The organism is Zafaria cholistanensis, from assembly GCF_008580665.1.
GTDB classification, from domain to species: Bacteria; Actinomycetota; Actinomycetes; order Actinomycetales; family Micrococcaceae; genus Zafaria; species Zafaria cholistanensis.
This window is the reverse complement of the sequence record NZ_BKDJ01000023.1, coordinates 1-20,475: the sequence shown is the minus strand read 5'-3', so window position 1 is coordinate 20,475 and position 20,475 is coordinate 1. Positions and strand designations below refer to the sequence as shown.

Sequence of the window (20,475 nt, the reverse complement as noted above, 5' to 3'; positions counted from 1 at the left end):
ACGGCGCAGGTCAACGGTGCCGGCCGGCCGTCGAGTAGTCTGTTGCCCATGAGTGCCGAAGAAAGCGCGCCCTACGGACAGTCCCCGGCGGCACCGCCGGAAGCGGTCCCGGCGCCCCCCTCCCGGATCCGCACGCACCACCTGGCCAAGGCCAAGGAAGCCGGCCAGCGGTTCGCGATGGTCACCGCCTACGACCAGTACATGGCCGGGATCTTCGACGAGGCCGGCATCGAGGTCCTGCTCGTCGGGGACTCCGCCGCCAACAACGTGCTCGGCCACGAGACGACGCTGCCGATCACTTTGGACGAGATGGTCATGTTCTCCCGGGCCGTCACCGCCGGTTCCCGCCGCGCGCTCGTCGTGGCCGACCTGCCGTTCGGCTCCTACCAGGTCTCCCCGGGCCAGGCCGTGGAATCCGCGGTCCGCCTGATGAAGGAGGCCCGCGTCCACGCGGTCAAGCTGGAAGGCGGCGCGCACTTCGCCGACCACGTGCGGGCCATCACCCGCGCCGGCATTCCGGTGATGGGCCACGTCGGCTTCACCCCCCAAAGCGAACACGCCCTGGGCGGCTACCGGGTGCAGGGCCGCGGCGCGGCCGCGCGCGCGGTGCTGGAGGACGCCCTGGCCATTGAGGCAGCCGGCGCGTTCAGCGTGCTGATGGAGATGGTCCCGGCGGAGACCGCCGCCGAAGTGGACCGCGCCCTGAAGGTCCCCACCGTCGGGATCGGGGCCGGGGCGGGGACCACCGGCCAGGTCCTGGTATGGCAGGACATGCTGGGGCTGGGCCAGGGCAAGGTTCCGCGGTTCGTCAAGCGCTACGCCGACCTGCGCTCGATCGTTTCCGGAGCGGCCCGCGCCTACCGCGACGACGTCCTGGCCGGCACCTTCCCCGGCGCCGAGCACAGCTTCTAGGGGACACAGCTTCCAGGAGACGCAGCTTGCAGGGGAACCGCCGTTCCCCGGTACGGGCTCCGGGCAACGGCGCGGACTCAGTCCTCCTCGCCCTGCTCCCACGACCTGTTCCGCTCGTGAACCTTCTCGATGGCGTGTTCGGCCTCCTCGCGCGAGGCGTAGGGGCCGATCAGCTGGGTCCAGTCGGACTGCGCACCCACCTCGACCTTGCCCGTCACCAGGTTGTACCAGTAGTCACCCCGGGGCTCATCCATGGCCGTTTCCTTTCCGTCCCTGCTCCTGCGGCCCAGAATACCCCGCGCCCGGGCCGCGCCCATGGGGTTAGTATCGGTTACATGCCCAGCACCACCGCCCCCGTCGGCACCCTTGTCCCCGGCACTGTCTCCCCCGCACGCCCCGTCCCGGCCGGAATCGCCCGCCCCGAGTACGTCGGGCGTCCCGCTCCCGCGAAGTTCACCGGCTCCGAGGTCAAGGACCCGGAGACGATCGGGCGGATCCGCGCCGCCTCCCGCCTGGCCGCGCAGGCGCTGCAGGAGGTCGGGCGGGCCGTCATGCCCGGGGTGACGACCGACGAGCTGGACCGGATCGGCCACGAGTTCCTCATCGACCACGGCGCCTACCCGTCGACGCTGGGCTACCGCGGCTTCCCGAAGTCGCTGTGCTCGTCGCTGAACGAGGTCATCTGCCACGGCATCCCGGACAGCACCGTCGTGCGCGAGGGGGACATCATCAACATCGACATCACCGCCTACCTTGACGGGGTGCACGGGGACACCAACGCCATGTTCCTGGCCGGGGACGTCGACGAGGAGTCCCGGCTGCTGGTGGAGCGCACCGAGGAGTCGCTGCGCCGCGCCATCAAGGCCGTGATGCCCGGGCGGGAAATCAACGTGATCGGCCGCGCGATCTCGGCCTATGCCAAGCGCTTCGGCTACGGGGTGGTGCGCGACTTCACCGGCCACGGCGTCGGCGAGGCGTTCCACACCGGGCTGATCATCCCCCACTACGACGCCGCGCCCGCCTACAACCGGGTGATGGAACCGGGCATGGTGTTCACGATCGAACCCATGTTGACCCTGGGCACCATCGAGTGGGACATGTGGGAGGACGGGTGGACCGCGGTCACCAGGGACCGCAAGCGGACCGCGCAGTTCGAGCACACCCTGCTGGTGACCGACTCCGGCGCCGAGATCCTCACCCTGCCCTAGACCCCACGCCCAAGGAGAGCCCATGCCCAAGGACAGCAAGCAGGCGAAGCGTACCGCGATCGGCATCGACATCGGCGGCACCGGAACCAAGGGCGGGATCGTGGACCTGGACAAGGGGAAGCTGGTCGGGGACCGGGTCCGGATCCCCACCCCCCGGCCGGCCACGCCCGAGGCGCTGGCCGAAACCGTGGGCCAGATCGTCGCCGAGCTGTCCGCCCGGCCGGAGGCGCCGCCGCCGCACCTCTCCGTCGGGGTCGCTTTCCCGGCGATCATCCACCACGGGGTGGCCCGTTCGGCGGCCAACGTCGACCCGGCCTGGATCGGCACGGACGTGGACGCACTCATGACCTTGCGCCTGGGCCGGCCGGTGCAGGTGGTCAACGACGCCGATGCCGCCGGCCTGGCCGAGGCCCGCTACGGGGCCGGCCGCGGCGTGGCGGGCACGGTGCTGGTGCTCACGCTGGGCACGGGCATCGGGTCCGCGCTGATCCACAACGGCGTGCTGGTTCCCAACGTCGAGCTTGGCCACCTGGAGCTGGACGGAGCCAACGCGGAGTCGCGGGCCTCGGCCTCCGCCCGCGAACGCGAGGAGCTGTCCTGGACGGAGTACGCGCAGCGGCTGCAGCGCTACTTCTCCCACGTGGAGTTCCTCTTCTCCCCCAATCTGTTCGTGGTGGGCGGGGGCATCTCCAAGCGCAGCGAGGACTTCCTCCCGCACCTGACGCTGGCGACGCCGGTGACCACGGCCGCGCTGCGCAACAACGCGGGGATCGTGGGGGCGGCTTTGCGTGCCTCGCTGCCGGGGACCGACTAGGCCGGAAGGACCCTGTCCGCCGGCCCGGCCGCCGGCTATTTCGCGGTCAGCGGGCGCTGCCGCCCGGCCGGCGGGGCGCCGGCCTCGCGGCGCAGCTTGGCGATGGCCGCCTCAAAGTCTTCCAGCGAATCGAAGTCCTGGTAGACGCTGGCGAAGCGCAGGTAGGCGACCTGGTCCAGGCGCTGCAGCGGCGCCAGGATCGCCAGGCCCACCTCGCGGGCGGCAATCTCCGCCGCCCCGGTCGCCCGGACTGTCTCCTCCACCTCCTGGGCCAGCATGGCCAGGTCGTCGTCGGTGACGGGACGGCCCTGGCAGGCCTTGCGGACCCCGGTGATCACCTTGTCCCGGCTGAAGGGCTCGGCCACCCCGGACCGCTTGATCACGTTCAGCGTGGGCGTCTCCACCGTGGTGAAGCGCTTCCCGCAGGCCGAGCACTGGCGGCGGCGCCGGATCGAGGATCCGTCGTCGGTGACGCGGCTGTCCACCACTTTGGAGTCGGTGTTGCGGCAGAACGGGCAGTACACGGGCTCCTACCTTTCCGCGCCGCGGCGCAGGTCGTGGACGGGCGGGACAGGCCTCAGGAGAGGTCACCGCCGAAGCGCACCAGCACCGCGTCGCCGTGCGCGGGCAGGTCCTCCGCCCGGGAGAGCGCCACGACGTGGCCCCCGACCTCCCGCAGCGCCTCGCGCCCGTAGTCGATCACCTGGATGGCCTTCAGGAAAGTCTCCACGTTCAGGCCCGAGGCGTAGGCTGCGGTGCCGCTGGTGGGCAGGACGTGGTTGGAGCCGGCGCAGTAGTCGCCCAAGCTGACCGGGCTGTGGTCGCCCACGAAGATCGCCCCGGCCGCAGTGATGCGCCCGGCGACGGCCGCGGCGTCGCGCGTGTGGATCTCCAGGTGCTCGGCCGCGTAGGTGTTGCAGACCCTGATGCCCTCCTCGATGCCGTCCACCAGGACGACGGCGGACTGGGGCCCGGAAAGCGCGGTGTGCACCCGCTCGGCGTGCTTGGTGGCCGCGGCCTGGGTGGCCAGCTCCACGCGCACGGCCTCGGCCAGCTCCACCGAGTCGGTGACCAGCACGGACGCGGCGTGGGGGTCGTGTTCGGCCTGGCTGACCATGTCGGCCGCCACGTAGGCGGGGGTTGCGGTGGCGTCGGCGAGGATGGCGATCTCGGTGGGGCCGGCCTCGGCGTCGATCCCCACGACGCCCTTGACGAGGCGCTTGGCGGTGGCCACGAACAGGTTGCCGGGGCCGGTGACGACGTCGACCGGCTCGATCGCCAGGTTCGGCGCGCCACCCTCGGGGGCCGGGACGCCGTACGCGAAGGCTGCGATCGCCTGGGCGCCCCCCATGGCGTGGACCTCCTCCACGCCCAGCAGCGCGGCGGCGGCCAGGATGGTGGGGTGCGGCAGTCCGCCGAACTCCTTCTGCGGCGGGGAGGCCAGCGCCAGCGAGCCGACGCCGGCGGCCTGGGCGGGCACGACGTTCATGACTACGGAGCTGGGATAGACGGCCAGGCCGCCGGGGACGTACAGGCCGACGCGGCGCACCGGGGACCAGCGCTGCACCACGCGGGCGCCGTTGGGGTACTCGACGGCCGTGTCCCCGGGGACCTGGGCCGCGGCGAAGGCGCGGGCGCGCCGGATGGATTCCTCGAGTCCGGCGCGCACGGCCGGGTCGAGTTCTTCCAGGGCCCGGGCAAGTGCCTGGGCCGGGACGCGGGTGTGTTCCTGCTCGACGCCGTCGAAGCGCGCGGCGAGGTCGGAGAGGGCGGCGAACCCTTCGGCGCGCACCCGCCCGATGATGCCCTCGACGACCTCGGAGGCGGTGTCGAAGTTCAGTTCCGGCCGCGGCAGCGCGGCCTTGAGTCGGGCGTGGTCCAAACGGGTGCCGCGCAGGTCGATGGTGCGCAGGGAGGCAAAGGCGGAAGCGGCAGTGGGATTCACCCCCCAATCCTACGACGGCGCGCGCAGGGGGCGGGGCGCCGCCCCGGGGCGGCTTAACATTCGCCCCGCGGCCGGACCCCGCCCCGGTCCCTGCCCGGCCTGTCCGCCCGGCATATCCGCCCGGCCGGATCCGGGCTTAGTCTGGAAGCGCGGCCGATCCGCAGAGCCGCGGCAGCAGGAGGTCGCCATGGTTTCCCCACCAGCCGTCCCGCCCCGGGAACCGGCAGCCGCAAAACCGGCAGGCGCAGGACCGGCTCTCCCGGAACCGGCAACCGCAGAACCGGCAGGCGCAGCTCCGGCTGTCCCGGAACCGGCAGTCCCGGAGTCCCAGGAGCCGCCCCACCTCCACGTGCCCAGGCACCGGCAGGAGGCCGACCTGGCCGGGATCTTCCGCGACGCGTTCCGCCGCCACGCTGCCGGGGTGGCGGTACTGACCGCCGTCTGGGACGGGGTTCCGTACGGCTTCACCGCCACCTCCCTGGCCTCGCTGTCGGCCGACCCCCCGCGGTTCACCTTCAACATGTCCCTGTCGGGATCCGCGTGGCCGGCGGTCGCCAACGGCGAGTACGTCGGCGTGCACCTGCTGGGCCTGGACCATGCGGGGCTGGCCGAGCGCTTCGCCCGCGGACCGGACCGGTTCTCCGGGGACCACTGGGAGCCGGGTCCGTTCGGGGTGCCGCTGCTCAGGGGCGTGCGCGGCTGGCTGCTCGGGCGGATCCTGCTGCGGCTCTCCTTCGGCCGCAATGCCGTGGTGGTCGCCGAGGTGGCCGACGGCGGCGTCGGCCCCGAAGGGCATCCGCTGCTCTACCACGGCGGGTCCTACCGCCGTGCCGCGGCGCTGGAGTACGAGATCTAGTCCGGGCCTAGACGTCCAGGCAGGCCGGGCCCAGCAGCACCTTCAGGTCGCCGAACAGTGCCGGGTTGGGGTTGACGCGGTACTCGATGCCCAGGCGCATCAGCTGCACCGAACGGGTGCCGTTGAGCTTGACCCGCACCTCGGTGCTGCCCGAATGGGTGCGCAGCACCTCCCCGAGCGCCGAGACGACCTCCTCGGTGGCCTTGTGGGCGGGCAGGCTGATGACCACCGGACCGGACTCCCCGTCCTCGCTGATCTCCGGGACCGTGAGTTCCTGCGCGTTGAGCGTGATGGACCCGTCGTCGCGGCGCTGCACGCGGCCCTTGACCACGACGATCAGGTCCTCGGCGAGCACGTTGGCGATGGGGGCATAGGCGTTGCCGAAGAACATGGTCTCCATCGAGCCGCCCAGGTCCTCGATCTCGCAGCGCGCGTAGGCGTTGCCGCTGTTCTTGGCGATGCGCCGCTGCAGCGAGGTAATCATGCCGGAGATGGTCACGATGTGCCCGTCGGCCGGGCCGTCGTCGGAGAGGACCTGGCTGATGGACAGGTCCGCGTGCTGGCTGAGCAGCCCGCCCAGGCCCTGCAGCGGGTGGTCGGAGACGTACAGGCCCAGCATGTCCCGCTCGAACGCGAGCTTGTCCTTCTTGTCCCATTCGGGCAGGTCCGGCACGACGACGGTCAGGCCCGACCCGGCCTCGGCGGGGTCGTCCAGGGCGCTGAACAGGTCGAACTGGTTGGCGGCCTCGTTGCGCTTGAGCACCACGACCGAGTCGACGGCCTCCTCGTGGACCATCACCAGCGCGCGGCGGGAGTGGCCCATGGAGTCGAACGCGCCGGCCTTGATCAGCGATTCGATGGTGCGTTTGTTGCAGACCACGGCGGGGACCTTTTGCAGGAAGTCGGAGAAGTTCTCGAACCGTCCCTTCTCCTCGCGCGCCTCCACGATCGCCACCACGGCGTTGGCGCCGACGTTGCGGATCGCTCCCATGCCGAAGCGGATATCGTTGCCGACCGGGGTGAAGGTCAGCGAGGACTCGTTCACGTCCGGGGGCAGGACCGTGATGCCCATGTGGCGGCACTCGTTGAGGTAGAGGGCGGACTTGTCTTTATCGTCGCCCACGGAGGTAAGCAGCGCGGCCATGTATTCGGCCGGGTAGTGGGCCTTGAGGTAGGCGGTCCAGTAGCTGACCACGCCGTAGGCGGCCGAGTGCGCCTTGTTGAACGCGTAGTCGGAGAAGGGCAGCAGGATGTCCCACAGGGTTTGGACGGCCTCCAGCGAGTACCCGTTGTCCTGCATGCCCTGGGAGAAGCCGGCGAACTGCTTGTCCAGCTCGGACTTCTTTTTCTTGCCCATCGCGCGGCGCAGGATGTCGGCCTGGCCCAGCGTGTAGCCGGCCAGCTTCTGCGCGATGGCCATGACCTGTTCCTGGTACACGATCAGGCCGTAGGTGCCGCCCAGGATGTCCTCGAGCGGTTCGGCCAGTTCCGGGTGGATCGGGGTGATCTCCTGCAGGCCGTTCTTGCGCAGCGCGTAGTTGTTGTGCGCGTTCGCGCCCATCGGACCGGGGCGGTAGAGCGCCAGCACCGCGGAGATGTCCTCGAAGTTGTCCGGGCGCATCAGCTTCAGCAGCGAGCGCATCGGCCCGCCGTCGAGCTGGAACACCCCCAGCGTGTCGCCGCGGGCCAGCAGCTGGTAGGACTCCGCGTCGTCCAGCTCCAGGTGTTCCAGGTCCAGGTCGAAGCCGCGGTTCTTCTTGATGTTCTCCAGCGCGTCGGAGATGATCGTCAGGTTGCGCAGGCCCAGGAAGTCCATCTTGATCAGCCCCAGGCCCTCGCAGGTCGGGTAGTCGAACTGGGTGATCACCTGGCCGTCCTGGAAGCGGCGCATGATCGGGATGACGTCGATGATCGGGTCCGAGCTCATGATCACGCCGGCGGCGTGGACGCCCCACTGGCGCTTGAGGCCCTCGATGCCCTTGGCGGTCTCGAAGACCTTGGCCGCCTCCGGGTCGGTGGCGATCAGCTGGCGGAAGTCCGCGGCCTCGCCGTAGCGCTTGGCCTGGGGGTTCTCGATGTCGCCCAGCGGGATGTCCTTGGCCATGATGGCCGGCGGCAGCGCCTTGGTGAGCGTCTCGCCCATGCTGAACGGGTAGCCGAGCACGCGCGAGGAGTCCTTGAGCGCCTGCTTGGTCTTGATGGATCCGTAGGTGACGATCATCGCCACGCGTTCGTCGCCGTACTTCTCGGTGACGTACTTGATCACCTCGGGGCGGCGGCGGTCATCGAAGTCGACGTCGAAGTCGGGCATGGAGACGCGTTCGGGGTTCAGGAAGCGTTCGAAGATCAGCCCGTGCCGCAGCGGGTCCAGGTCGGTGATGCGCATGGCGTAGGCGACCATCGACCCGGCGCCGGAGCCGCGGCCCGGGCCGACGCGGATGCCGTTGTCCTTGGACCAGTTGATGAAGTCGGCCACGACCAGGAAGTAGCCGGGGAAGCCCATCTTGATGATGACGTCCAGCTCGTAGTCGGCCTGTTTGCGCACCTCGTCGGGGACGCCGTCGGGGTAGCGGTAGCGCAGGCCGGCGTCGACCTCCTTGACCAGCCAGCTGGTCTCGTCCTCCCCCGGCGGGCAGGGGTACTTGGGCATGTAGTTCGCGTCGGTGTTGAAGGAGACCTCGCACCGCTCGGCGATCAGCAGGGTGTTGTCGCAGGCCTCCGGGTGCTCGGAGAAGAGCCGGCGCATCTCCTGCGGAGACTTCAGGTAGTAGCCGGAACCGGAGAAGGCGAAGCGGGAACCGCCCTGGTCGTAGGTCGGCTCCAGCAGCGTGGAACCGGACTGGATGGCCAGCAGCGCCTCGTGGGCCTTCGCGTCGTGCTCGTGCGTGTAGTGCAGGTCGTTGGTGGCGACCAGGGGAATGTCCAGTTCCTTCGCCAGGCGCAGCAGGTCCGTGGTGACCCGGCGCTCGATCTCCAGGCCGTGGTCCATCAGCTCGCAGAAATAGTTCTCCTTGCCGAAGATGTCCTGGTACTCGGCGGCTGCCGCCTTGGCTTCGGCGTACTGGCCCAGCCGCAGCCGGGTCTGGATCTCCCCGGAGGGGCAGCCGGTGGTGGCGATCAGCCCGGGGCTGTACTGGACCAGCAGCTCCCGGTCCAGCCGCGGCCACTTGCCGAAGACCGAGTCCAGCGAACCGATCGAGGAGGCGCGGAAGAGGTTGCGCATGCCCTGGTTGTTGTAGCTGAGCAGCGTCATGTGCGTGTAGGCGCCGCCACCGGAAATGTCGTCCTTGCGCTGGTGCTCCTCGCCCCAGCGCACGCGGGTCTTGTCGGTGCGGGCGGTGCCGGGGGTGACGTAGGCCTCCACGCCGATGATCGGCTTGATCCCGGCCTGGGTGGCCTTGTTCCAGAAGTCGAAGGCACCGAACAGGTAGCCGTGGTCGGTGGTCGCCATGGAGGTCATGCCGAGGCGTTCGGCCTCCTTGAACAGCTCGCCCAAACGGGCTGCACCGTCCAGCATGGAGTATTCGGTGTGTACATGGAGGTGGACGAATCCGTCCCGGGTTGAGCTTGCCACCCGTCAAGACTACCCGTCAGGCGAGTCCGTCGCGGAGCAGTTCCAGCGAGTGCCCGAGGTCGGCCGGATAGGTGCTGGTGTAGTGCACCCACTCCCCCGTGACCGGATGCGGAAAGCCCAGCCGGTGGGCGTGCAGCCACTGCCGGGTCAGGCCCAGGGCCGCGGCCAGGCGCGGGTCGGCGCCATAGGTCTGGTCTCCGGCGCAGGGGTGGCGCAGGGCGGCGAAGTGCACGCGGATCTGGTGGGTGCGCCCGGTCTCCAGGTGCACCTCCACCAGCGAGGCCCGCCCGAAGGCCTCCAGGACCTTGTAGTGGGTTACCGAGGGGCGCCCGTCCTCGATCACGGCGAAGCGCCAGTCGTGGCCGGGATGGCGCCCGATCGGGGCGTCGATGGTGCCTTCGAGCGGATCGGGCAGGCCCTGGACGACGGCGTGGTAGACCTTCTCCGGGGTCCGTTCCTTGAAGGCGCGCTTGAGCGCGGTGTAGGCCCGCTCCGTCTTCGCCACCACCATCGCCCCCGAGGTGCCGACGTCGAGGCGGTGCACGATCCCCCGCCGTTCCGGGGCCCCGGAGGTGGAGATGCGGTATCCGGCCGCGGCCAGCGCCCCCACCACGGTGGGACCGACCCACCCCGGGGACGGGTGGGCGGCCACGCCCACGGGCTTGTCGATGACGACGTAGTCGTCGTCGTCACCCAGTATCCTCAGGTCTTCCACGGCCTCAACCCTCACTTCCAACGGGTCCGGACGCTCCGGGACGGTGACGTCGATGGCCTCCCCGGCCACCGCTTTGCGTGACTTGGCCACGGGCCTGCCGCCGACGGCGACATTGCCCTCGGCGCACAGCTGCGCCGCGATGGTGCGGGAAATGCCCAGCCCGGCGGCGACGACGGCGTCGATGCGCTGGCCGGCCTGGCCTGCGGGGACCTCCAGGCGCGGCATCAGGCGCCCGTCCGGGTCCCGGCGTCGCTGCGGGTGCCGTCCAAGCCGATGCCGCGGAACACCAGCAGGCAGATCCCCACCATGGAGCACACGATCAGCGAATCGGCGATGTTGAAGATTGCGAAATTGGGCAGTGCGATGAAGTCCACCACGTGGCCCATCCCGAAGGAGGGCTCGCGGAACAGCCGGTCGGTCAGGTTGCCCGCGGCGCCGCCGAGCAGCGCGCCCAGCGCGACGGCCCACGCCCGGGAAGCGACCTTGCGCAGCAGGACCAGGATGTAGGTCACCACGGCGATCATTACCAGGGTGAAGATCCAGGTCACGTCGGTGCCGATGGAGAAGGCCGCCCCGGGGTTGCGGATGAAGTGCCAGCGCAGCAGCGGGGGCAGCACGTCGATGCTCTGCCCCTCGTACATCCGCGTCTCGACGATCCACTTGGTGAGCTGGTCCAGCCCGTAGCCGGCCGCGGCGATCACCAGGGCCAGCGCGGCCAGCCGCGGGCCGGCCCGGCGGGCCGGCGGAACGGGCAATGCGCCGGAGGGCGTGCCTGTCGGCGCCACCCCCGGCGTCGGGTCCTCTTCCATCACTTCCCCTTTAACGTGCCGTCGGCGGCCGGGGGGTCCCGGCCGCCGACCGTGGGCGCGCCCCGCCCGGCGGCGGGGCGGCGGTGCCTAGGCGTTTTCCTTGGTCTCCGGCGTCGCCATGGAGCCCTTGGCCTCGAGGTCGCGCAGCTGGCTCTCGATGTAGGCCTTCAGGCGGGCGCGGTAGTCGCGCTCGAAGCCGCGCAGCTGCTCCACCTTGCGCTCGAGCACGGTCTTCTGCTGCTCCAGGGCGGCAAGCGTCTTGCGGCTCTTCTCCTCGGCCTCGCTGACCAGGCCGTTGGCCTCGATCTGGGCCTCGGCGATGATCTTGTCGCGCTGCTCGACGCCGGCGCTGACGTATTCGTCGTGCAGGCGCTGGGCCATGGCCAGCACGCCGGCCGCGGATTCCGCAGTGGAGGCGTGTCCGCCGGCCGGGGCGGCTTCCTTCGCCGGCTCCTCCTGCTTGGGGGCCGGCTCGGCGGCCTTCTCCTCCACCACCGGTGCGGGGGCGGCGGCGACCGGTGCGGGGACGGCCTGTCCCTCGGCGCCAGAGGACTGCAGCTCGGAGATCCGGCGGCGGAGCTCGTCGTTCTCCTGGTTCAGGCGGCGCAGCTCGACCACGATCTCGTCAAGGAAGTCATCCACCTCGTCCTGATCGTATCCCTCACGGAACTTGGTCGGCTGGAATCGCTTGTTGACTACATCTTCTGGCGTGAGCGCCATCTGGTCACCTCGATACTTGGTTCTCTCCCCCCGCCGCTTGATTGCGGCAAGAGTACACTTATCCCGGTCGCTGCCATGTGGTGCGGCCTTGCCGCAACACATGCAGTCACCAGACTATAACGGTTCGGGCCGCTAACCCTAACCACGCCCCGCGGACGTGTTCAGGCCGTGGCCGCAGCGAGCGAGCGGACGATGAGCATCGCCACCCAGACGGCGATGTACAGCACGATGAAGGCAAGGTCCAGCCGCATCCCGCCCAGGTCCAGCGGCTTGATCCTGGACTTGAGCCAGCGCATTGGCGGGTCGGTGAACCGGTAGACGGCGCTGGCAAGGACCAGCGCGATCCCCCGCGGCCGCCAGGAGCGGGCGAACATCTGCACCACGTCGAACACGATGCGGAGGATCAGCAGGACCTGGAAAAGCGTCAGGGCGATATAGATCAACGCCCAAATGATCTGCACGGCGGATGTGCCCCGTTCAGCTCTGGTTGAAGAAGGAAGCCTGGCCTTCGGAGGACTTCTTGTCCTCGCCCAGCACTTCCACGGTCGAGGGGGAAAGCAGGAACACTTTGTTGGTGACCCGCTCGATGCTGCCGTGCAGGCCAAAGACCAGTCCGGCGGAGAAGTCCACCAGCCGCTTGGCGTCGGCTTCCCCCATGTCGGTGACGTTCATGATGACCGGGATCCCCTCCCGGAAGCTCTCGCCGATGATTTTGGCATCGTTGTAGGAGCGGGGATGGACCGTGGTGATCTGGCGCAATGAAGAATCCTCGTCCCTGGCTGACGGCGCGCGCTTGATGGGTGTGACGGGCGCCCGGTATTCGGTTTCGGCAGGCTCCGCGGCTTCGTCCGGCCGGCTCGCGTGCTCCTCGTGGAGCACGGCCTCGGGGCGCTGCACGACCTCCCGCTCAGCATACTGGTCCGAGTCGTAGTGCTCGTCGCCATCGGCGAGTCCCAGGTAGATCATTGTCTTGCGCAGGGCGCCAGCCATGGTCTTCTCCTCCAGGTCATGCGCGGTGCCGTGGGGCGGGCTCCGCGAGAGTCTCCTCCCGAACGACGCTACCGCAACGGCGGGCGCGGACCGAGGACATCGGACCCGACACGCAGGTGTGTCGCACCCGCCGCCACGGCCTGTTCCAGGTCCTGGCTCATGCCGGCGGAGACCACGTCAGCCCCAGGATAGCTGGCCCGCAGAGCCGCCGAGAGCCCGGCGAGCCGGGCGAAGGCGGCGGCGGGGTCGGCGCCCAGCGGCGCGACGGCCATCAGCCCGCCCAGGCGCAGGCCCTCGGCGGCGTCCACCAGCCCGGCCAGGGCTCCGATGTCCGCGGGGAGCGCGCCCCCGCGGTGGGCCGGTCCCGCATCGCGGGCATGCTCGGCCGGGCTGCGCAGGTCCACCTGGATAAGGCATTCCAGCGGGGAGCGGGCGGGCAGCCCCTCGCCGGCCCGGCGCTGGTTCTCGGCGGCCACGCCGCGGGAGAGTGCGGAAACCAGTTGCGGCCGGTCCACGGACTGCACGGCGTGGGCGTAGCGGGCCACGTGGCGCGCCTTGTTGGTCTGCAGCTGGCCAATGAAGTGCCACTCAAGGTCCAGGTCCGCCAGTTCGGCCGCCTTGGCCGAGGCCTCCTGGTCCCGGTTCTCCCCCACCCGGCGCACGCCCAGCCCGGCCAGCAGGCGCACGTCGGAGGCCGGGAAGAACTTGGTGACGACGATCAACTCGGGCAGGTCGGGCCGGCCGGCGGCGCGGGCCGCCGCGGCGATGCGGTCCCGGACCGCGGCCAGCCGGGCCGCGAGGTCGGCCCGGCGGGCCTGGCTCCCGGCCGGCTCCGCGGGGGCGGGGCCCGGAGGGGTCGGCTCGGTCAAGGGTGGTCCTTACGCTGGGGCGGGCTGGGAAGGGCCGGAACGGTCCGGGTCCGGGGATGCGGGGGCGTCCGTCCAGACCAAACCGGCGAAGCGGCCGGTCTTCGGGTCGCGGCGGTACGAGTAGTAGGAGGGGTCTTCGAGGGTGCAGACGCCGCTGGACTCGACGGCGACGCCGAGCCCCTCCAGCAGCGCGGCGGCGGCGGCGGGCAGGTCCAGCGCCGGGGTCCCCCACGAGGTGGTGGAGGCAATGCCGGGCAGGAGGTGCTCGGCCTCCTCGGCCAGCGCCGCGGGTACCTCGTAGCAGCGGCCGCAGACCGCCGGACCGATCCACGCCTGGAGGTGCTGCGCCCCGGCCACGCGCAGGCGGCCGACGGTGGCTTGGAGCACGCCCTCCAGCAGCCCGCGCCGGCCGGCGTGGGCCACGGCCGTGGCCGCCCCGGATCCGGCGGTGCCCGCGAAGACCACCGGCAGGCAGTCGGCGACCATCACGGCCAGCGCCGCCGAGGCATCGGCGCTGACCAGCGCATCCGCCACCGGCACGGACGCTCCGGGCCGGGCGGGCCCGGCGGGGACCTCGTGCACGGTGGCCGAGTGGACCTGCTCCATGAAGCGGAGCCCGCCCGGGGCCAGGCCGAGCCGGGCCTCAAGCCCGGCCCGGGCGGAGGCGACCCGCCCCGGGTCGTCCCCCACATGCAACGCGAGGTTGCCCTCCGCCACCGAGGTGAAGGCCACCCGCAGGCCCGGCAGGCCGGCGGGGACGTAGCTGAGCAGCGAGGTGGCGGGCAACCCTACGCCGGGCAGCACCGAATCAGGCGGCGTCGGATCGGGCGGCGTCGGATCGGGCATGGCGGGACAAACCGTGCGGCAGGCCGGCTACTTCAGGAAGTCCGGGACGTCGAGGTCGTCGCTGGAGCCGACGGTCAGGTCCGGCTCAACCACGGCCGGCAGCTCCTCATAGCGCGGGGTGGCCGGAACGGTGCCGGGCACCAGCGGGACCGTGCCGGGAACGGCCGGAGCCGCCGGCGCCGCCGCGGGGGCGGCGGGAGCCGCGGGTGCCGCTTGTGCAGCCGGGGCCGCGGGGGCGGCGTGGGAGGCGGCATGCGCCGGGGCCGAGGTCGCGTCGACCTGGTCGAAGCCGGCGGCGATGACGGTGATGCGGGCCTCGTCCCCCAGGGCGTCGTCGATCACTGCGCCGAAAATGATGTTCGCCTCGGGGTGGGCGACCTCCTGGACCAGGCGGGCCGCCTCGTTGATCTCGAACAGGCCCAGGTCGCTTCCGCCCTGGATGGAGAGCAGGACGCCGTGGGCGCCGTCGATGGAGGCCTCCAGCAGCGGGGAGGCGATGGCCAGCTCCGCGGCCTTGACCGCGCGGTCCTCGCCGCGCGCCGACCCGATGCCCATGAGCGCGGATCCGGCGCCCTGCATCACCGACTTCACGTCGGCGAAGTCGAGGTTGATCAGGCCCGGGGTGGTGATCAGGTCGGTGATGCCCTGGACGCCGGACAGCAGCACCTGGTCGGCGGACCGGAAGGCGTCGAGCACGGACACGTTGCGGTCGCTGATCGAGAGCAGGCGGTCGTTCGGGATGACGATCAGGGTGTCGACCTCGTCGCGCAGCGCGTCGATGCCGGCCTCGGCCGAGTTGGCGCGGCGGCGTCCCTCGAAGGTGAAGGGCCGGGTCACGACGCCGATGGTCAGGGCTCCCAGGGAGCGGGCGATGCGGGCCACCACGGGGGCGCCGCCGGTTCCGGTGCCACCACCCTCGCCGGCGGTGACGAAGACCATGTCCGCACCGCGCAGGACCTCCTCGATCTCCTCGGCGTGGTCCTCGGCGGCCTGGCGGCCGACCTCGGGGTTGGCCCCGGCGCCGAGGCCGCGGGTCAGTTCACGGCCGACGTCGAGCTTGACGTCGGCGTCGCTCATGAGCAGCGCCTGCGCGTCGGTGTTGATCGCAATGAATTCGACCCCGCGAAGGCCGACCTCGATCATCCGGTTGACGGCGTTGACGCCGCCGCCGCCGATGCCGACCACCTTGATGACGGCGAGGTAGTTCTGTGGAGCTGCCACGTCCTGTTTCCCTTGTTCGAAGTGCTGCTGACCTAGGAAGCTTCAACCGGACGAACCTTAACCCTCAGCTTGAGGGTTATAGTTATGTCAAGTAAGCGCTATGGAGACGCTATGTTTTGCGCTTCCTTCATGCAACGACCACCCCGCGTGTCGCCGCAAGAAGTCGCCCCGAGAAGTCTACCCGGGATGGGGGGCCGCGGGCGCCGGAGCGCCGCGGCCGGCTGCCGGAGGCCGCCGGGCCGCCCGCCCGCTACCGCGTGACGGGCTGGTCGGGGCTGCTGACATCGTAGACCTCCACCGGGGAGGACGGGTCATCCTTGACCTTGAGCAGCGCCTGCAGGACGCGGGCCTTTTGCGCACCGCGCTCTTCGTTGCCCCACACCACCGTCTTGCCGTTGGACAGGGTCAGTTCCACGGAGTCGATGGTCTTGGCCCCGGCGTGCTCCAACCGGGCCAGGACCGGAGCGGGCAGCCCGGCGAGCACGCGCGTGAGGGTCCGGAACACCGCCGGGTCGGCGGTGGCGGCGGAGGCGGAGATCACCGGAAGCTGCGCGTCCGAGCGCTTCGCCAGCGGCGCCAGCTTCCGCCCGTCCTCCCCCACCAGGGACAGCTTCCTGCCGTCCTTGAGGACCGCCACCGGCGCGTGCTCGACGACGCTGACCTGCAGGGTGTGCGGGGCCTTGGCCTGCACCACGACGTCGGCCACCGGCGCAAGTCCGGACAGCAGCTGCAGCACCCGCCCGGGCCCCACCTGCGGCAGCGGGACGCCAACCAGGGGTTCCAGGGCCTCGGCCACCGCGCCGTCGGAGGCGAGCCGGTTGCCTTCGACGTCAATGCTGCGAATGGCCAGCAGCGGGGAATACATCAGCACCAGGAGCATCGCGGCGATGCCGGCCAGCACCCCGCCGGTCCACAGCAGCACGCGGCGCCGGAGCCGGGCCGCGGGCGTTTGGGGCAGGGTCAGGACATTGTCCGCGGCCGGGGCGGTGCCCCTGCCGCTGGCGGCGCGGGCACTCATGCCCGGGCCGTCCCCCGCAGCGCGGCGAGGATCTCCTCCCCCAGTTCGGTGACATCGCCGGCGCCGATGGTCATCACGATGTCCCCGGGGGCCGCCACGGCGGCCAGCCGGGCGGGCGCCTCGGCGGCAGCGGCCGGGCCGCCGTCGGTGTTCAGCGCGTTGGCCACGAGGTCGCTGCTCACCCCCGGGATGGGCTGTTCGCGGGCCGGATAGATGTCCAGCACCAGCGCCGTGTCCGCCAGCGAGAGCGCATCGGCGAAGCCGCGCCAGAATTCCCGGGTCCGGGAGTACAGGTGGGGCTGGAACACCACGTGGACCCGGCCCTCGCCCGCGACCGCCCGCGCGGTGCGCAGCGCGGCGAGGACCTCGGTGGGGTGGTGGGCGTAGTCGTCGTAGACGCGCACGCCGGCGGCTTCGCCGCGGAAATCGAAGCGGCGGGAGGCGCCGGTAAAGGACGCGAGCCCGCGGACGGCCTCTTCCGGCTCGAGTCCGCAGTCCAGCCCCACCGCGAAGGCCGCGGCGGCGTTGAGCAGGTTGTGGTCACCGGGCACGGCCAGGTCGAGCACCGCCTGCTCGCCGCTGCCCCACTCAAGCGTGCACTCGGAACGCCCTCCTTCGTGGACCGGGTCCACCAGGCGGCGGTCCGCCCCGTCACCGAAGCCGTACGTCTGCACCCGCAGGTCCGGGCGTTCGCGGCGCATCCGGGTGGCCAGCGCATGCGCCCCCGGATCGTCGGCGCAGCAGACCAGCAGGCCGTCCGCGGGCAGCAGCGATGCGAAGGCGTGGAAGCTCTGGGCCACGGCCTCGGCGGTGCCGTAGTGGTCCAGGTGGTCGGCCTCGACGTTGGTCACCACCACGACGTCGGGGCGGTAGTTCAGGAACGAAGCGTCCGACTCGTCCGCCTCGGCCACGAAGAGGCGACCGCCGCCGTGCTCGGCATTGACCCCCAGGCCGGCGACGTTCGCGCCGATGGCGAAGGAGGGAGCCAGCCCGGCGTGGCGCAGCATCACGGCAATAAGGGAACTCGTGGTCGTTTTGCCGTGGGTGCCGGCCACCGCGACCACATGGTGGCCGTCCATGGCCGCCGCCAGCCCCTCCGAGCGGTGCAGGATGCGCAGCCCGCGCTCCACGGCCGCGTCGTACTCCGGGTTGCCGGGCTTGATGACGGAGGAGATGACCACGGTGTCCGCGTCCCCGAGGTTCTCCGCCGCGTACCCGACGTGGGTGCGGGCCCCCAGGGCGCTGAGCTCGGCGAGCACCGGCAGGTCCTTGGCGTCGGTTCCCGAAACGGGTACGCCGCGGGCCAGCATCAGGCGGGCGACGCCGGAGACCCCGACGCCTCCAATCCCGAGGAAATGGACGCGGCCAAGGTCGTGGAGCGTGTGGGTCTGCTGCATGCCTCTAGCTTCCCACGCCCGGGGCCCGGACCGCGTCCAGCACGATCCCCGCCATGGCCTCCGCCGCATCGCGGCGTCCCTGCCCCAGTGCCGCGGCGGACATGGCTTCCAGCCGCCCGGGGTCCTGCAGCAGCGGCAGCACGTGGCTGCGGAACCAGTCCGGGGTGAAGGCGGCGTCCTCGACCAGCAGCGCTCCACCGGCCTCCACCAGGCCGGCGGCATTCAGCCGCTGTTCCCCATTGCCGATAGGCAGCGGCACCAGCACCGCGGGGGTCCCGGTCGCCGCGAGTTCGCACACCGTTCCGGCGCCGGAGCGGGCCACCACCAGGTCGGCGGCCGCATAGGCCAGTTCCATGCCGTCGACGTACTCGACCTGCCGGTAGCCCGGGGACGACAGGAGGGCGCCGGCTCCGTCCAGCAGCTGCTTGCCCCGGCCGGTGATGTGCAGCAGCTGGATGCCTGCCCCGGCGACGTCGGGCAGGGCGGCACGGACGGTCCGGTTGATGGAGGCCGCCCCGGAGGAGCCCCCGGTGACCACCAGGGTGGGCAGGTCCGGGTCCAGCCCCAGCGCCGCGCGGGCCTGCGGGCGCGCGGCGGCGCGGTCCAGCCCTGCGATGCCGCGGCGCATGGGCATGCCGACCAGCTCGGCCCCGCGCAGTCCGGTGCCGGGGAAAGCGGTGGCGACGCGGGCGGCGAAGCGCGCGCCGACCCTGTTGGCCAGGCCGGCACGGGCATTGGCCTCGTGGATCACCACCGGGATGCGGCGCCTGCGGGCGGCCAGGTAGACAGGGGTGCAGACGTATCCGCCCACGCCGACGACCACTCCGGCCCCCTCCCGGTCCAGGATGTCCCCGGCCTGCCGCACCGCGGCCCGGAAGCGCCACGGAAGCTTGAGCAGGTCCAGGGAAGGCCGGCGGGGCAGCGGAACGCGGTCGATGGTCTCCAGCCGGAGCCCGGCCGCGGGCACCAGCCGGGTTTCCATGCCGCTGGCGGTGCCGACCGCGACCAGGGCGGCCTCCGGGCGTGCCGCGGCGATCGCGTCCGCGATCGCCAGCAGGGGCGAGATGTGCCCGGCGGTGCCCCCGCCGGCAAGGACAATGGAAGGACCTGTGGTCATGGTGCTTGTGCCTTCGGTTTGTGGTGGAGTCGGGCGGAAGGGGCCCTGGGGCCGCGACGGCCGGGGCCGGGGCAGCTGGGGGCGAACAGTGGGGTGGCGAACAGTTGGGAGCCGTTGAGCCGAAAGGGGCCGTTTAGTCGGAGGGGGCCCTGCGGGACTGGGCGAGGCCTCCGCGGGTGCGGGCGAGTGCGCGGGAGAGCGGGCCGTGGCGCACGGGCGGAGCGCCGGGGGCCTGCCGGGCGAAGGCCAGGACCACGCCCACCGCGGCCAGGGCGAACGTCAGCGCGGAGCCGCCGTAGGAGATGAACGGAAGGGGGACGCCGACGACGGGCAGCACGTTGGTGACCATGCCGATGTTGATGAACGCCTGTCCAATCAGCCAGACCATGATGCCCCCGGTGGCCACCCGCACGAACCGGTCCTGGCTGCCGGCCGCGACCCGGTACATGGCGACCGCCAGCAGGCCGAAGAGGGAAATGATCACGAGGGTGCCCATGAGCCCGAGCTCTTCGCCGATGATGGCGAAGATGAAGTCGTTCTCGGCCTCCGGGATGTAGTTCCATTTCTGCCGCGACTGGCCCAGACCCAGACCCCACCAGCCGCCGGAGGCCAGCGCGTACAGCCCCTGCTCCGACTGGTAGCACGGGTCCGAGGGCGCGTCGCAGTTCAGCCGCAGCCACGCGTAGATGCGCGTCATCCGGTTGCCGCTGACCGCGACCATGATCAGGGCCAGGGCCGCGACGCCGCCCAGGGCGATGCCGAACATGCGCAGCGGCGCCCCGGCCAGGAAGACCGTGGCCCCCAGGACCAGCAGCAGGACCAGTCCGGTGCCGAGGTCACGGCCCAACAGCACCAGCAGCACCACCAGGGCGCCCAGGGGAAACAGGACGGGCACGATCGCGTGCTTCCAGTTGTCGATCAGGTGCGCCTTGCGTTCCAGTACGGCGGCGGCCCACACGGCCAGCGCCAGCTTTGCCGCCTCCGAGGGCTGGCCGCTGAAGCCTCCGATGCGGATCCAGTTGCGGTTGCCGTAGACCTCCACCCCCAGGGGGGTGAAGACCAGCAGCAGCAGGAACACGGCCAGGCCCAGGGCGGGCCAGGCCAGTTTCCGGATGGTCCCCACGGGCAGCCGGGCCGCCACGACCATGAGGATGAAGCCGGCCAGCGCCCAGATGCCCTGGCGCATGAACAGGTCGTAGGAGGAGGTTTCCCTCGTGATGGCCTCCACGGCCGAGGAGGACAGCACCATGAGCAGGCCGATGAGGGTCAGCGCCACCGAACTGCCGAGGATCATGTAGTAGCTGACGCCGCCGCGGGTCTCGGGGTCGCCCTCGAGCCAGCTCCACAGCCGCCGGACCGGGGACCGGGCCGGCCAGTCCCCGGTCGCGGACCCGGCGCGCTGCGCCGCGGCGCCCGGCCGCTGCGGGGCGGCGGGCTCCGCGGCGGAAGGCCCCGCGGAAGGCC

General features: G+C 71.3%; 20 protein-coding genes. 4 read left to right on the top strand and 16 right to left on the bottom strand.

What is annotated here, in order from left to right; translation table 11 throughout:
- Positions 1-48: 48 nt before the first annotated feature.
- Positions 49-912 carry a 3-methyl-2-oxobutanoate hydroxymethyltransferase gene (panB, locus tag NCCP_RS14385; protein WP_149957979.1) on the top strand — a complete coding sequence of 288 codons (864 nt, stop codon included), beginning with the start codon at positions 49-51 and terminating at the stop codon, positions 910-912.
- 77 nt (positions 913-989) lie between these two features.
- Here panB and NCCP_RS14380 read toward each other — a convergent pair whose 3' ends face one another.
- On the bottom strand, positions 990-1,166 hold the full coding sequence (locus NCCP_RS14380) for an SPOR domain-containing protein (RefSeq protein ID WP_149957978.1): 177 nt from the start codon (positions 1,164-1,166) through the stop codon (positions 990-992).
- 81 nt (positions 1,167-1,247) lie between these two features.
- Between NCCP_RS14380 and map the strand changes: the two genes are divergently transcribed.
- Positions 1,248-2,120: a type I methionyl aminopeptidase gene (gene map / locus NCCP_RS14375; RefSeq protein WP_149957977.1), complete on the top strand. Its 873-nt coding sequence runs from the start codon at positions 1,248-1,250 to the stop codon at positions 2,118-2,120.
- Between the two features lie 22 nt (positions 2,121-2,142).
- Positions 2,143-2,934: a polyphosphate--glucose phosphotransferase gene (ppgK, locus tag NCCP_RS14370; protein WP_149957976.1), complete on the top strand. Its 792-nt coding sequence runs from the start codon at positions 2,143-2,145 to the stop codon at positions 2,932-2,934.
- A 35-nt stretch (positions 2,935-2,969) separates the two neighbouring features.
- Here ppgK and nrdR read toward each other — a convergent pair whose 3' ends face one another.
- Both nrdR and hisD read right to left on the bottom strand, forming a co-directional pair.
- A complete protein-coding gene (nrdR, locus tag NCCP_RS14365) occupies positions 2,970-3,458 on the bottom strand; it encodes a transcriptional regulator NrdR (protein ID WP_149957975.1) in 489 nt (162 codons plus the stop codon).
- A gap of 53 nt (positions 3,459-3,511) precedes the next feature.
- The gene (gene hisD / locus NCCP_RS14360) at positions 3,512-4,879 is read right to left on the bottom strand and encodes a histidinol dehydrogenase (protein WP_149957974.1); all 1,368 of its coding nucleotides are present in this window, start codon (positions 4,877-4,879) and stop codon (positions 3,512-3,514) included.
- Positions 4,880-5,228: 349 nt separating this feature from the next.
- Here hisD and NCCP_RS14355 point away from each other — a divergent pair, with 349 nt between their 5' ends.
- Positions 5,229-5,735: a flavin reductase family protein gene (locus NCCP_RS14355; RefSeq protein ID WP_225873860.1), complete on the top strand. Its 507-nt coding sequence runs from the start codon at positions 5,229-5,231 to the stop codon at positions 5,733-5,735.
- 7 nt (positions 5,736-5,742) lie between these two features.
- Here NCCP_RS14355 and dnaE read toward each other — a convergent pair whose 3' ends face one another.
- From dnaE to ftsW, 13 genes are all read right to left on the bottom strand, one after another.
- Complete coding sequence (gene dnaE / locus NCCP_RS14350; protein WP_149957972.1) at positions 5,743-9,309, bottom strand: DNA polymerase III subunit alpha; 3,567 nt, start codon at positions 9,307-9,309, stop codon at positions 5,743-5,745.
- 16 nt (positions 9,310-9,325) lie between these two features.
- Positions 9,326-10,249 carry an RluA family pseudouridine synthase gene (locus NCCP_RS14345; RefSeq protein ID WP_149957971.1) on the bottom strand — a complete coding sequence of 308 codons (924 nt, stop codon included), beginning with the start codon at positions 10,247-10,249 and terminating at the stop codon, positions 9,326-9,328.
- On the bottom strand, positions 10,249-10,833 hold the full coding sequence (lspA, locus tag NCCP_RS14340) for a signal peptidase II (protein WP_149957970.1): 585 nt from the start codon (positions 10,831-10,833) through the stop codon (positions 10,249-10,251). The genes NCCP_RS14345 and lspA overlap by 1 nt, the downstream gene beginning before the upstream one ends.
- A gap of 87 nt (positions 10,834-10,920) precedes the next feature.
- Entirely contained in the window at positions 10,921-11,553 is a 633-nt protein-coding gene (locus tag NCCP_RS14335) for a DivIVA domain-containing protein (RefSeq protein ID WP_149957969.1), read from the bottom strand.
- 161 nt (positions 11,554-11,714) lie between these two features.
- Positions 11,715-12,014 (bottom strand): YggT family protein, encoded by a 300-nt coding sequence (locus NCCP_RS14330; protein WP_149957968.1) that lies wholly within the window; start codon positions 12,012-12,014, stop codon positions 11,715-11,717.
- 16 nt (positions 12,015-12,030) lie between these two features.
- The gene (locus tag NCCP_RS14325; RefSeq protein WP_149957967.1) at positions 12,031-12,543 is read right to left on the bottom strand and encodes a cell division protein SepF; all 513 of its coding nucleotides are present in this window, start codon (positions 12,541-12,543) and stop codon (positions 12,031-12,033) included.
- Positions 12,544-12,611: 68 nt separating this feature from the next.
- Positions 12,612-13,412 (bottom strand): YggS family pyridoxal phosphate-dependent enzyme, encoded by an 801-nt coding sequence (locus NCCP_RS14320; RefSeq protein ID WP_149957966.1) that lies wholly within the window; start codon positions 13,410-13,412, stop codon positions 12,612-12,614.
- 9 nt (positions 13,413-13,421) lie between these two features.
- Positions 13,422-14,258: a purine nucleoside phosphorylase YfiH/LACC1 family protein gene (locus NCCP_RS14315; protein WP_172627418.1), complete on the bottom strand. Its 837-nt coding sequence runs from the start codon at positions 14,256-14,258 to the stop codon at positions 13,422-13,424.
- Positions 14,259-14,285: 27 nt separating this feature from the next.
- Positions 14,286-15,479: a cell division protein FtsZ gene (ftsZ, locus tag NCCP_RS14310; protein WP_149957965.1), complete on the bottom strand. Its 1,194-nt coding sequence runs from the start codon at positions 15,477-15,479 to the stop codon at positions 14,286-14,288.
- Positions 15,480-15,729: 250 nt separating this feature from the next.
- Complete coding sequence (locus tag NCCP_RS14305) at positions 15,730-16,497, bottom strand: cell division protein FtsQ/DivIB (RefSeq protein ID WP_149957964.1); 768 nt, start codon at positions 16,495-16,497, stop codon at positions 15,730-15,732.
- Positions 16,494-17,894: a UDP-N-acetylmuramate--L-alanine ligase gene (gene murC / locus NCCP_RS14300; RefSeq protein ID WP_149957963.1), complete on the bottom strand. Its 1,401-nt coding sequence runs from the start codon at positions 17,892-17,894 to the stop codon at positions 16,494-16,496. The genes NCCP_RS14305 and murC overlap by 4 nt, the downstream gene beginning before the upstream one ends.
- Positions 17,895-17,898: 4 nt before the next feature.
- Positions 17,899-19,011 carry an undecaprenyldiphospho-muramoylpentapeptide beta-N-acetylglucosaminyltransferase gene (gene murG, locus NCCP_RS14295; protein WP_149957962.1) on the bottom strand — a complete coding sequence of 371 codons (1,113 nt, stop codon included), beginning with the start codon at positions 19,009-19,011 and terminating at the stop codon, positions 17,899-17,901.
- A 133-nt stretch (positions 19,012-19,144) separates the two neighbouring features.
- On the bottom strand, positions 19,145-20,475 hold a 1,331-nt coding region (gene ftsW, locus NCCP_RS14290), incomplete at its 5' end, for a putative lipid II flippase FtsW (protein WP_225873859.1).